The organism is Methylosinus sp. PW1 (genome assembly GCF_000745215.1).
In the GTDB taxonomy this organism is placed as follows: domain Bacteria; phylum Pseudomonadota; class Alphaproteobacteria; order Rhizobiales; family Beijerinckiaceae; genus Methylosinus.
In genome coordinates this window covers 1,519,738-1,532,044 of the sequence record NZ_JQNK01000009.1, presented here as the reverse complement: position 1 = coordinate 1,532,044, position 12,307 = coordinate 1,519,738, and the positions used below count along the sequence as shown (strand labels likewise).

General features: G+C 66.4%; 12 protein-coding genes and 1 tRNA gene. 7 read left to right on the top strand and 6 right to left on the bottom strand.

Going from position 1 to position 12,307, the window contains the following annotated elements:
* Positions 1–154: 154 nt before the first annotated feature.
* From K369_RS17000 to K369_RS16990, 3 genes are all read right to left on the bottom strand, one after another.
* Positions 155–1,510 carry a (Fe-S)-binding protein gene (locus tag K369_RS17000; protein ID WP_036295558.1) on the bottom strand — a complete coding sequence of 452 codons (1,356 nt, stop codon included), beginning with the start codon at positions 1,508–1,510 and terminating at the stop codon, positions 155–157.
* Positions 1,511–1,553: 43 nt separating this feature from the next.
* Positions 1,554–2,420 carry a class I SAM-dependent methyltransferase gene (locus K369_RS16995; protein ID WP_051949354.1) on the bottom strand — a complete coding sequence of 289 codons (867 nt, stop codon included), beginning with the start codon at positions 2,418–2,420 and terminating at the stop codon, positions 1,554–1,556.
* A gap of 92 nt (positions 2,421–2,512) precedes the next feature.
* Positions 2,513–3,319 (bottom strand): bifunctional 2-polyprenyl-6-hydroxyphenol methylase/3-demethylubiquinol 3-O-methyltransferase UbiG, encoded by an 807-nt coding sequence (locus K369_RS16990; protein ID WP_051949353.1) that lies wholly within the window; start codon positions 3,317–3,319, stop codon positions 2,513–2,515.
* 165 nt (positions 3,320–3,484) lie between these two features.
* Between K369_RS16990 and K369_RS16985 the strand changes: the two genes are divergently transcribed.
* A complete protein-coding gene (locus K369_RS16985) occupies positions 3,485–4,171 on the top strand; it encodes a sulfate transporter family protein (RefSeq protein ID WP_036292656.1) in 687 nt (228 codons plus the stop codon).
* Between the two features lie 25 nt (positions 4,172–4,196).
* Here the strand turns inward: K369_RS16985 and K369_RS16980 are convergent, their stop codons facing one another.
* Positions 4,197–5,201 carry a complex I NDUFA9 subunit family protein gene (locus K369_RS16980; RefSeq protein WP_036292653.1) on the bottom strand — a complete coding sequence of 335 codons (1,005 nt, stop codon included), beginning with the start codon at positions 5,199–5,201 and terminating at the stop codon, positions 4,197–4,199.
* Between the two features lie 167 nt (positions 5,202–5,368).
* Here K369_RS16980 and K369_RS16975 point away from each other — a divergent pair.
* The 5 genes from K369_RS16975 to queF all read left to right on the top strand — a co-directional run bounded on the left by K369_RS16975 (position 5,369) and on the right by queF (position 9,973).
* A tRNA-Leu gene (locus tag K369_RS16975) sits at positions 5,369–5,453 on the top strand.
* 94 nt (positions 5,454–5,547) lie between these two features.
* Complete coding sequence (locus K369_RS16970; RefSeq protein ID WP_036292651.1) at positions 5,548–7,455, top strand: hypothetical protein; 1,908 nt, start codon at positions 5,548–5,550, stop codon at positions 7,453–7,455.
* A 111-nt stretch (positions 7,456–7,566) separates the two neighbouring features.
* On the top strand, positions 7,567–8,142 hold the full coding sequence (locus tag K369_RS24860; RefSeq protein WP_051949352.1) for a DUF2939 domain-containing protein: 576 nt from the start codon (positions 7,567–7,569) through the stop codon (positions 8,140–8,142).
* Entirely contained in the window at positions 8,139–9,479 is a 1,341-nt protein-coding gene (locus tag K369_RS16960) for a peptide MFS transporter (RefSeq protein ID WP_036292647.1), read from the top strand. The genes K369_RS24860 and K369_RS16960 overlap by 4 nt, the downstream gene beginning before the upstream one ends.
* Before the next feature lie 32 nt (positions 9,480–9,511).
* The gene (gene queF / locus K369_RS16955) at positions 9,512–9,973 is read left to right on the top strand and encodes a preQ(1) synthase (protein WP_018267840.1); all 462 of its coding nucleotides are present in this window, start codon (positions 9,512–9,514) and stop codon (positions 9,971–9,973) included.
* A gap of 6 nt (positions 9,974–9,979) precedes the next feature.
* On the opposite strand, the gene kdsA is transcribed toward queF, so the two are convergent.
* Positions 9,980–10,834 carry a 3-deoxy-8-phosphooctulonate synthase gene (gene kdsA, locus K369_RS16950; RefSeq protein WP_036292644.1) on the bottom strand — a complete coding sequence of 285 codons (855 nt, stop codon included), beginning with the start codon at positions 10,832–10,834 and terminating at the stop codon, positions 9,980–9,982.
* A gap of 34 nt (positions 10,835–10,868) precedes the next feature.
* Positions 10,869–11,768 carry an SDR family oxidoreductase gene (locus tag K369_RS16945; RefSeq protein WP_036292643.1) on the bottom strand — a complete coding sequence of 300 codons (900 nt, stop codon included), beginning with the start codon at positions 11,766–11,768 and terminating at the stop codon, positions 10,869–10,871.
* Positions 11,769–11,845: 77 nt separating this feature from the next.
* On the opposite strand from K369_RS16945, the gene K369_RS16940 reads away from it, so the two are divergent.
* On the top strand, positions 11,846–12,295 hold the full coding sequence (locus K369_RS16940; RefSeq protein WP_036292641.1) for a helix-turn-helix domain-containing protein: 450 nt from the start codon (positions 11,846–11,848) through the stop codon (positions 12,293–12,295).
* Positions 12,296–12,307 lie beyond the last annotated feature (12 nt).

The window sequence follows — 12,307 nt, the reverse complement described above, 5'->3', positions numbered from 1 at the left end:
CCCGTTTCGAGTTCGACACGCTCTTCTTTCGCCTCGCGCCGAATTCGCGCCACGTCGCCGACCCGACTGGCGCGCCAGTGTCGGGTTATATCAGACGATTGTCGGATTGTTGTCAGGTCGTGGCGGGGGCGGCGGCCGTCTGAGCCGCCGTCGGTTATTTCGTTGCCAGCGCGTCGCGTAGCAGCAGCGCGATATGGCGGGCCTGGCGGCCGCTGCCGTGCTCGATCTGGTGGCGGCACGAAAAGCCATTGGCGATCAGCGGCGCGTCGGGCGCGGCGTCGCGCATCGCCGGCAGCAGCGACAGCTCCGCCATTTTCATCGAGGTCTCGTAATGCTCCGCCTCGAGGCCGAAGCTGCCGGCCATGCCGCAGCAGCTCGTCTCGACGATGTCGAAGGTAAAGCCCGGAATCCAGCCGAGCACCTTCTTCGTCGCCTTCATCACGCCGAAGGCCTTCTGATGGCAATGGCCATGCACGACCGCCTTGGGCAGATCGAGCGGCTTCAGCGACAGGCGCAGGCCCTTGTTCTGATATTCGCGGGCGAGAAACTCCTCGAGCAGATAGAGCTGCTTGCCGAGATCGCCGACCTCCGGCCCGAGGCCGAGGCTGTACAGCTCGTCGCGCAGCGACAGCAGGCAGGAGGGCTCGAGGCCGATGATCGGCGTCTTGGCGGCGATCTCGTCGCGGAAGGCGGCGAGCACGCGCTCCGCCTCGCCGCGCGCCTTCTTCACCATTCCGGTGGTGAGGTATGTGCGGCCGCAGCAGAGCGGACGGTCCGGCTCCGCATCGGTCGGCGCCGGCTTGGCGATGCGCACGCTATAGCCGGCGTGCTCCAGCACCTCGACGGCTGCCTCGGCCACATGCGGATCGAAGTGATGGCAGAAAGTATCGACGAAGAGGATCACCTCGCCGCGCGCGCCGGCGGTCGCCGCCGCTGGGGCCGAGCGGACGAAAGCCGCGGGGGCCGGCTCCGGAAGGGGACGGCGGGCGGTGACGCCGATCCATTTTTCCGCGAGCTTGGAGAGAAGGCGCGAGCGATTGCGCAGGCGAATGGCGAAGCGCAGGAGCGCACGATGGCGGCCCGTCCATTCCGGCACGCCGCCGAACAGGCGCAGGCGCTTCGGCACGCCGACGATCTCATGGCGCTGGGCGAGATATTCGGTCTTGATCAGCGTCATATCGACGGCGCTGGGACATTCCTTCTTGCAGGCCTTGCAAGAGACGCAGAGGTCCATCGCCTCGTCGAGACGCGGATCGGCGAAAGCGCGCTCATCCGTGCCGTCGTTGAGCGCGGCCTTGAAGGCGGCGACGCGCGCCTCTGTGGAATGCTTGACCTCGCCGGTGACGCGATAGCTCGGGCACATGACGCCTTTGGCGGTCTTCTGGCAGTCGCGGCTGTGCATGCAGACGGCCACCGCCTTGGCGTAATTGCCGCCCGTCGCCGGAATGCCGGAATAGGCGTCGCCTATTCCGTAAGTGTCGTAAGCCGACCAGTCGAGAAATGTCTTCATGCCGCCCGTTTCCTCGGGCGGCATGGAAGCAATAATTACGCCGTCAGACGGCGGCGTGGGCTTCCTCGGCCGGGGCCGCGGCCTGCGCTTCGGCGGCCTGCTGCTCGGCGGGCTGCTCTTGCGGCGGCTCCTGCGCCGCGGGCTTGCGGCCATAGGTGATGATCCAGAGCCCGGCGCGGACCTGCTCTATCGCCTCATAGCCGGCGCGCTTGAAATAGGTCTCCAGCTCCTGCGGGGTCGAGGTCTTGCTGATCTGCGCCGGCCGCTCGAAGGGCGGCACCGCGCAATGCTCCTCGAAGAATTTCCAGCCGAGATCGGAGGTGATGTCCACATTGTCGACGAGCATGCGTCCGCCCGGCCGCAGAATGCGGAAGCCTTCCTTGATGTAATTGAAGCGATCCCATTCCTCGAGATGCATGAAGACGACCGTGCTGTAGACGACGTCGACGGAAGCGTCCGGCACGGCGGAGAGATCGAAGCCGCTGGTCGCGACCGTGCGCACATTGTCGAAAGCGGCGAGGCGCTGGCGAATATGGACGAGCATGTTCTCGGCGACGTCGGCGCCGATCCATTCCTTGCAGATCGGCGCGAGCGCGGCGCCGACGCGGCCGACGCCGGCGCCGATCTCCAGAACCACATCGTCCGGGCCGATGCCGACAAAGGACTGCAGCATGTCGCGCGTGCCTTCGCCCATCTGGCGATAGAGATCTTCGTCGATATAGCCGGAGACGGCCATTTTCGCGTCATTCTCGGAGACCGAGACGGAGTTCCAAATGTTCTTGTATTGGCTGCGGTTGAGCTTGACGTGCTCCACGGGGATGGGGGCGTTCTTCAGCCCGACCAGCGAACGAAGCGCGCGCAGGATGCGGCGGCCGATGGGGAGCTTCTTGGCGTTGTCCTGAATGCTCATGCCATTCCTCTGTGAAGAGGCGCCCGCTCGCCGCGCGCGCCTTCGAATCTATCCGCGGCGCGATGGAAACGCCGCCGCGCCGCGAGAACTCGTCAGTCGACCGAAGCGCTCCGTCTGGCGAAAACGGAAAATGTCGGCAGCACATTGCCCGCCGTCCCGATGATGTCGTTCAGCACGGTGACGTCGTCATAGCCGAGCGCGGCCAGCACGGCGAGTATGTCGTCCCTGTGCATCCAATTGGGAAAATCCATCGCGCCGCCGCAAAAGGCGACGCTGCGATCGCCATAGCCGCGCGCATAGAGACGCACGTCCAGACTTTCGAACTTCTGCGTGAATGTGTGAGGAAGCTGGTCGTCGTCGACCATGACCGTCCACAGATAGATGGCGTCGGCGCGCTCGGACAGGGCGCGCAGCAGCCGCAGCGGCTCGCGCATGTGATAGAGCACGCCGCTCGCGACGACGAGATCATAGCGCGGGCCGGCCTGCTCGAGCCATTGCACGAAATCGCCGAGATAGAAGCGCGTGTCGGGAAAATCGAGGATTTCCCGCGTCACCAGACATTTCAGAAAGGCGAGCCGGTTGGCCTCCACCGCGTCGATATGGGCGCCGGCCTTCGCCAGCATATAGGTGTGCGCCCCCTCCAGCGGACCGAGCTCCAGCACGCGGCGTCCGGCGAGATCGCCATAGCGCTCGATGCACCAGGTGATGCGCGGATCGTCGAAGGCCGGCAGCCGTCCGGCCGTAAGCCCCAATTCGACGGGAAAATGGCAGTTCCAGCCCGGAATGGCGTCGATGGCGTTCTGGTGCGAGGGCGCGCGCGTCTCCTCGCCGGAAAACAGGCTGGCGACAGCGACCTCCTCGGAGCGGGTGCGCCGTCTGAACCAATTTCGTCCTATCAATGCGAAAACCTCGCCTTTCGAATCCGGGCCGCGGCGCAGCCCCTAGCACAAAATCCACGGCTGCGCCTAACCCGGCGCGGCGGTCCTCGAGCGACGGTCTCGGCCCGGCTTGCGCCTGCGCCCGGCGCCCCCCATCTTGTCGGCGACTTCCGCCTCGGAGCCCCCATGCTGCAAGACGCCCTGGACGCCGCCCGTCAAATCTTCTCGCCGCCCTTTCGCAACGTTCTGCTCAAGAGCCTCGGTCTGACCTTCGTCCTGCTGGCCTTGGCCTGGACGGGGCTGGACAAGGCGGCGCTGTCTTTTCTCACCGCCGACAACTATTGGTTGCGCGCGGTCGTCACCTTCGCGACCGGCGCCGGGCTCGTCGTCGGCCTTGCTTTTCTCATCGCGCCGATCTCCATCCTCGTCGCGGGGTTTTTCCTCGACGATCTCGCCGATGTGGTCGAGGAGGAGATCGATCCGCACGGGCCGCGCGGGCGTCCGCTGCCGGCCGGTCAGGCGATGGTGATGGCGCTGCGCTTCGCGCTCGTCTCGGCGGGCGTCAATCTCGTCGCGCTCTTGCTGCTGCTCGTGCCCGGCGTCAACGCCATCGTCTTCGTGCTGGCCAACGCCTATCTGTTCGGCCGAGAATATTTCGCCTTCGCCGCGACGCGCTATTGCTCGCTGGAGGAAGCCCGCGAGCTGACCCGTCGCCATGCGACGACCTTGTTCCTCGCGGGCCTGTTCATCGCGGGCTTCGTCGCCGTGCCGGGCCTCAATCTGTTCACGCCTTTGTTCGGCGTGGCCTTCATGGTGCGCCTGCACAAGCGCCTCACGGCCCCTGCCGCCCGCGCGGAGGCGCGGGCGCGCTGAGGGCTGGAGAGGCGCTGGGCGCGGCTCAGGCGAGCCGCTGCGCCTGATATTGGCCGGTCTTGCGGTAGCGGTAGAGATAGGTGGGGACGATCGCCTCGATCGCCGTCGGCGTGACGCCGAGCCCTTGCAGCGTCAGCCCGGTGGCCTTGGCGTCGGCCGAGACCACATTGTCGTGGCGCAGCAGCTCCACCTGATCGACGGTCGTCGTCAGCAGGCTGGGGAAGAGGCCGAGCGAAAGCGAATGCAGCGTCTGCGTGATGCGGGCGATCAGCGCCCCCGTCGCGAAGGACAGCGGCCAGATTTTGACGTCGCGCTCGGCGACCTTCAGCGCATATTCGACCAGCGCGCGGAAGGTCTTCACCTCCGGGCCGCCGAGCTCATAGGTCGCGCCGGCCTGGGCGCGGCCGTCCACCGCCAGCGCCACGGCCTGCGCAACGTCGCCGACATAGACGGGCTGGAAGCGCGTCGCCTCGCCGATCACCGGCTCGAAGGGCAGATAGCGCGCCAGCGTTCCGAAACGGTTGAAGAACTCGTCCTCGGGGCCGAAGACGACCGAGGGGCGCAAGATCACCGCGCCGGGGAAGGCGGCGCGAATCGCGGCCTCGCCCTCCGCCTTGGTGCGGGCGTAGGCGGAATGGGAATTCTTGTCCGCGCCTATGGCCGAGACATGGACGAGGTGCTTCACGCCCGCCGCCACGGCGGCCTCGGCGACGGCCTTGGCGCCCTGCGCGTGCAGAGTGGAGAATTTCTGCTTGCCGCCCTCGGCCAGCACGCCGACCAGATTGACGACGGCCTCGGCCCCGCGCACGGCGGCGGCGACGGAGGCGGGATCGCGCAGATTGGCTTGCACCGGGAAAATCTGCCCCACCTTGCCGAGAGGCTGCAGGAAAAAGGCGAGATCCGGCCGCCGGCAGGCGACGCGCACGCGCCAGCCGTCCCGCGCGAGGGCCGCCACGACATGGCGCCCGATGAATCCCGACCCGCCGAACACCGTCACGATCCGCCCGGCATCCTTCACATCTGCGCTCATTCTTCGCCCCACGCCGCTTCGCTAAGGAGCGCTCGAGGATATCGCTCCGTTTCGGGCGGATGCTCTAGCGCGATTTGGCCGGAAAGGGAATGCGCCGCAGCAGCGTGAACGAAGCATGACGAGCGCCATTGACAAGCAGAGCGTCCGCCTCGTAAGAGAGCCGCGTTGCCCAGGTGGCGGAATTGGTAGACGCGCTGGTTTCAGGTACCAGTGGTGAAAGCCGTGGAGGTTCGAGTCCTCTCCTGGGCACCATCTCACTCTCGCAGAGTGTCTCGCTCCCTCCCGCAGAGCGTCTTGGAGCGCCGCCAATCCGACTCGCCGTCCATGCGCCGGGCCGAGGCCGAAAATGAAGAGAGCCCTTCTCGCAGGCGCGGCGATCATCGCGGGCGTCTCGGCGGCTCATGCAACGGACCTTCGCTTCGAGGACCTCGGCGCGCAGAGGGCGATCACGTCCATTTCCGCCTTTGGCGCGACCTGCGACGACGCTGCGCTCGCCGCGGCTGCGGCGGCTGGACGTACGATCGTCATCGACAGAGTGTGCGCGGTCTCGAACGACCTCGCTCTGTCCGGCGTGACGATGTGGCTCGTCGAGCGCAATGGAGGATTTCGGGTCGCGAATCGGAAAGCGCTGACCTTTGCGGATGGGGCGACGGTCGTCGCCGGCCTGTATCAGATTTTCAGCGGCCCTGGCGCGGTGAGGGGGCTGGCTTTTCCCAAGCCGGAATGGTGGGGGGACGCCGATCAGGCGGCGTCAGTGCAGGCCGCGCATGACAGCGCGAAATTCGCCGCGCTCCACCGCGGCGTCCTGACGCCGCGGAACACGAAATATGGCGTCGATCTCGGCTGCGGATTTTATTCTTTCACCCGCACGGTCGCGCTTTCCCCGGTGACATGGTTTCCGCTTCAATTCACCGGTTGCGCGGCGGCGCTCGGCGGCACGCGAATCATGGCCTCCGAGACATTCGAGGGCGAGGCGCTCGTCGATCTCCTCGCGCCTTCGTCCGCTTCCGAGCAAAACGCGTCATTCGATGTCGGTCAATTCCAGCTCGTCAACAATTCCGCCTATTCGGCGACGAGCCTTCTGCGCATCGGCAAGGATGATGGGACGTCGTTCAACCCCACGCAGCAGAACCGCATTCACGACATAGACTTCGAGAATTTCGTCAACGCCATAGAATGGCGCAATGGGCGCCTGATCGAATTTCGGCGCATCGGAATGTTCTCGACCGCGCCGCGCGCCTATTGTCTAAACATAAACCCGACGTCGAGCGCCGGCTCATTCGTCGGCGACGCCGATTTTTATCAAATGAACTGCACGCCCTGCCGCGGGACGCTGGCGTCCTGCTCCACCGGCGGAAACTACACGCGCAACATATGGATCAAGGCCGATCATGCCGGAACGGGCGTCGCGGGCCTGCGCTTCCATGCGTGGATCGGATATTACTCGGCGAAGAATGTGGAGATAGCGGCGTCGAACGGCGCCGCCATCTCGGACATATGGATCGACACCGGCTCGCAATTCGACGGCCATGGCGAGGAGGGCGGTCCCGTCAATGGCGGAATTGTCGAAGCGACGGCGACCGGGGCGGGGTCGATCATCCAGAATATCAACATCGGCAATATTTATGCGCGGGCGTCCTCGCCAAAGCATATCGGCAGCGCCTTCACTTTCTCTGCCGACGCGGACGCCGCAGCCGGCGTTGGCGTGAATTCGATAAGCATGGAGGGGACATGGATCGCCAATGACACAGCCGGCGGGGTTCTCGCGCATAACGTCCGCGGGCTAAAAATAGACGCGATATTCGCTTCGTCCGGGTTCGTCGGACAGACCGCCGTTCGGCTGGAAGGATCGACCGCGGATGTGACGATTCATCTCGACATGCAATATTGCCTCGCGCCTTATCTCTATGATTATGCCGTCGTGGCGCAGGACACGGTCGGGAATGTGAAGGTTTCGCCGTCCGCCGTCTCCGGCTGCGTCAGGACCCCTTCGTCCAATTCGTCGCGCGGGAGCGGGATCGACCTTTCGGGGCTCTGGCCGCGCTCTTCTGCCGACGGCCCGTCCGAGGCGAAGGAACTGGCGGCGCTGCTCGGCTCGACGGTCGCCTCTCTGCCCAGTTGCAATTCCGGCGCTCTCGGTAGAGTGGCCTATGTGACCGACGCGAGCGCAGCCATATGGGGCGCGAAGGTCTCGGGCGGCGGCGCGACGAAGACGCTCGCTATTTGCAACGGAACGAATTGGGTGGCGCGATGAGCGGCCGCGCCGAAGGGGCTTGCAAGCCGGCCCCGACGGGACGAGAAGCGGAGACCCGCATTTTTTAAAGATCCTGCAGCCCTGTTTCTGGCGGCTCCCGGGGAAACGATCATGCGACGCGCTCTAATCGCCGTTTTCGCCCTTCTCGCTCTTGCGCTTCTCTACGCCGGCTACGCCTTTCTCTCGCTGCGCCAGCTCGAGGCGGGCGTGAAGGCGGGCGACGCCGCGGCCATTTCCGATCATGTCGATTTTCCCGCCGTGCGCGCCTCCATCAAGGAGCAGCTTTCGGCCATCGTCATGTCGCGCGCGCTGGACGAGGCGGATAGGCGTCGCAGCGCCGGGGCGCGGCTCGGCGCCGGGCTGCTGGCGGCGATCGGCCCTGCGCTCATCGACACGGCCGTCGATCGCTTCGTCTCGCCCGCCGCCATCGGCGCTCTTCTGGCGCGGCGCGCGCCCGCGGCCGGCGGTGGGAGCGAAGCCGGCGGACAAGAGCCGAAGGAGCTCGATCTGCGTCGCTTCGCGCATCGCTTCCAGCTTCTGTCGCCGACGCGGTTTCGCATCACCCATAAGGATGGCGTCGCCATCGTCTTCGCGCTCACGGATTGGACGTGGAAGGTCGCCGATATTCGCATCCCGCCGGATATTCTGAAAAAGATCGTGCGGCCGGACGCTGGCGAGCCTCTGTGAGCGCGCGCTCGGCCGATCTTCTCGGCCATCCGAAGGGCCTCGCCTTTCTCTTCGCGACCGAGATGTGGGAGCGCTTCTCCTATTACGGTATGCGCGCTCTCCTCGTGCTCTATATGGTCGATCATCTGCTCGCGCCGGAGCGGGCGCAGCGCGTCATCGGCCTCGGCGCGTTGAAGCAGGGGCTCGAATTTCTGCTCGGCCCGCTGGCGCCGCAGCCTTTCGCCTCGCAAATCTACGGGCTCTACACCGGCTTCGTCTATCTGACGCCCATTCTCGGCGGATGGCTCGCCGATCGCTGGCTCGGGCGCCGCTACACGGTGATTCTCGGCGCGGCGCTGATGATGGCCGGCCATTTCATGATGGCGTCCGAAGGGCTGTTTCTGCTCGCGCTGGTCACATTGGCGCTCGGCAATGGCGCCTTCAAGCCCAATATCGTCACGCAAGTTGGCGGGCTCTATCGGCGAGACGATCCGCGCCGCGACCGCGCTTTCTCGATCTTCTATGTCGGCATAAATCTCGGAGCCTTTCTCGCGCCGCTTGTGAGCGGCACGCTGGGCGAGAGTTGGGGCTGGCATTACGGCTTCGCCAGCGCCGGAATCGGCATGGGAATCGGCCTCGCGATCTATCTTTCGGGCCTGCCGAGCCTGCCGCTCGAGGCCGCGCGCGCCCCGGTCGACGCGACTGCGACGCACGGCGATGGGCGCGCGCTGCTCGGCCTGCTGCTGCTAGCGCCGCCGGCCATTCTCTTTTGGGCGGCCTATGAGCAGCAGGGCAATACCATCGCGCTGTGGGCGGAGCGCTTCACCGATCGCCATGTCGATCTTCTGTTCTGGCGCGGCGAAATTCCTGTCACTTGGTTTCAGTCCGTCAATCCGCTGATGATCTTCCTCTTCACGCCGCCGCTGGTGGCGCTGTGGGCGCGGCTCGCCGCGGCGGGGCGGGAGCCCTCGACCATCGTCAAATTGTCGCTCGGCTGCTTTTGCCTCGGCCTTTCCTATCTGATCCTCGGCCTCGCCGCGGAGACGCGCGGGGAGGGGCTGTCGAGCTGGCTGTGGCTGGCGGCCTATTTCGCTTTGCTCACGCTCGGCGAATTGTGCTTTTCGCCGATCACGCTCTCGCTGGTGTCGCGTCTCGCGCCGCCGCGCTCGCGCTCCATGGCCATGGGCGCCTGGTTCCTCACAATGTTCGCCGGCAATTTTCTCGGCGGCTGGCTCGGCGGCTTCTGGTCGAGCCTCTCCGGCGCGGGCTTTTTCGCGCTCATCGCCGGCGCGGCCTTGGCTGCGGGCGCGATGATCGAGCTCGCGCGCCGCTTTCGCTTCGACCTCATTCCCGATTGACGCGCGCGCGCGTCGGGTTAAGAGCTTTGCGCATGACGAAGACGCATAAGGGCGCCGCGCTTCTCGGGCAGAAGGCGCCGCTGCCGCAATCGCCCGAAGAGGCCGAGCTCGACCTCGTCGCCAATCCGCATCCGGGCGAGACCTATCTCGTCCGTTTCGCCGCGCCGGAATTCACCTCGCTGTGCCCTGTGACCGGCCAGCCGGATTTCGCGCATATCGTCATCGACTATGCGCCGATGGAATGGCTCGTCGAATCGAAGTCGCTGAAGCTCTATCTCGGCAGCTATCGCAATCACGGCGCCTTCCATGAGGATTGCACCATTCGCATCGCCAAGGATCTCGTGGCCGCGATGACGCCGCGCTGGCTGCGCATCGGCGGCTATTGGTATCCGCGCGGCGGCATACCGATCGACGTCTTCTGGCAGACGGGCGCGCCGCCCGCAGGACTCTGGCTGCCGGATCAGGGCGTGCCGCCCTATCGCGGGCGGGGGTGACGCGCGCTATCGCAGCGCTTTCGCCAGCCGATCGAAGGGCAGCAGCATCTCCATCAGCGCCGGCAGATCGCGCAGAGCGATCATGTTCGGTCCGTCGGAGACGGCGCTGTCCGGGTCGGGATGCGTCTCGATGAAGAGGCCGGCGACCCCCACCGCCACAGCCGCCCGCGCCAGCACGGGAATGAAGCGCCGCTCGCCGCCGGAAGCGGCGCCGAGCCCGCCCGGCTGCTGCACGGAATGTGTGGCGTCGAAAATGACCGGAACCCCGGTCGTCTCGGCCAGAATAGGCAGCGCGCGCATATCGGAGACGAGGGCGTTATAGCCGAAGCTGGTTCCGCGCTCCGTGGCCAGCGCGCCGGCGGCGCCCTCGGCGCGCAGCTTGTCGATGGCGTGGCGCATGTCCCAGGGCGCGAGAAACTGGCCCTTCTTCACATTGACGACCCGACCCGTCCGCGCCGCCGCCGTTAGAAGATCGGTCTGCCGGCAGAGGAAGGCGGGGATTTGCAGAATATCCGCCACTTCCGCGACAGGCGCGCATTGCGTCGTCTCATGCACGTCGGTGAGGATGGGAAGGCCGAAGCGCTCCTCGATCTCGGCGAAGATCGGCAGAGAGGCGGCAAGGCCGAGGCCGCGTCCGGCGGAGCCGGAGCTGCGATTGGCCTTGTCGAAAGAGGCTTTGAAGACCAGGCCAATGCTCAGCCGCACGGCGAGCTCGGCCAGCGCCTGTGCGATCTCCAGGCCCTGCGCGCGGCTCTCTAGCGCGCAGGGGCCGGCGATGAGGGCGAGCGGCAAATGATCGCCGAAGGCGACGCGGCGAGTAGCGCCGACCGTGACCGTGGAGAAATCCGCCGCTTTGCTCATCCACGAAGCTTATCACCGATCGCGGCGCAGCGCGTCATTTGTGGGCGGCGGCGAGAGTCGCGAATGTCTGCGCGATGGTGACGGCGTAGGGCGTCGTCGGCCGGCCGATCAGCGCGCTGAGCTGGAGGCTATTGTCGAACAGCGCGCCCTTCGCCGCGCCCGCGTCGGAATCGGCCAGCAGAGCGGCGAATGCGCCCGGCAGGCCGGCGCCGACGAGAGCGCCGGCGAAATCGGCTTCGGGCAGGTTCTGATAGGCGATCTTTCGCCCCGCGACATCGCTGATCGCGGCGGCGAATTCCGCCAGCGTATAGGCCTCGTCTCCGGCCAGCTCATAGATGCGGCCGGCCTGATCCGCGCCCGTCAGCACGGCGGCCGCGGCCTCGGCGTAATCGGCGCGCGCGGCGGAGGCGATCTTGCCCTCGCCGGCGGCGCCGATGAAGACGCCATGCGCCAGCGCCGGGGCGATGGAGGCGGCGTAATTTTCCGTGTACCAGCCATTGCGCAGCAGCGCGAAAGGCGTTCCCGAGGCGCGCAGGAGCGCTTCCGTCTCGCGATGCTCCTGCGCCAGCGCCAGCGGCGAAACATCGGCGCGCAGAAGGCTCGTATAGGCGAGAAGGCCGACGCCAGCCCGCGTCGCCGCCGCTATGACATTGCGGTGCTGAGCCGCGCGCTGGCCCACCTCGCTCGAGGAGATCAGCAGCAGCCGATCGACGCCCACGAAGGCCGGGGCCAGCGTCTCCGGGCGGGAATAATCGGCGATGCGCAGCTCCACGCCGAGGGCGGCGAGGTCGCGGGCGGCGTCGCTGTCGGTCCGGCGCACGCCGGCGACGATGCGCGTCGCGGGAACGCTTCGCAGCAGCGCGGCGATGACGAGCCGGCCGAGCTGGCCGGTCGCGCCGGTGACGAAAATGCGCGGATGAGCGGAGGAAGTCATAGTGGCGTTCCTTTCGGTCTCGTTTCTGATATAAGGTCTCTAAACGAGACTTTAGAGCCCGTGAAGGAGGCAGTTTTTTGGGACAAGGGAACGCCGAGGGAACCGTCCCGATGACGGCGCGGGAGGAGCTCGCGCGCAAATTCGACGAATGGCGAGGTCTAGCGCTGGATGCGAGCCGCTGTCCGGTGCGCGATGTGCTGGATCGCGTCGGCGACAAATGGTCGACGCTGATCTTGATCGCGCTGGCCGGGGGACCGCAGCGCTTCGGCGCGCTCAATCGCGCGACGCCGGATATTTCCAAGCGCATGCTGACGCAGACGCTGCGCACGCTGGAGCGCGATGGGCTGGCGGCGCGCAGGGTCTATCCGACCAAGCCGCCGAGCGTGGATTATCGGCTGACGCCGCTCGGCGTCGCCATGATGGGGCCGCTCGCCGCGCTCATTCGCTGGGCGGAGCAGAGCCATTCGGCGATTGTCGCGGCGCGGCGGCGCTTCGACGAAGGGCCTGCCGAAGACAGCGCGGCGTGAGCTGGGCGCGCG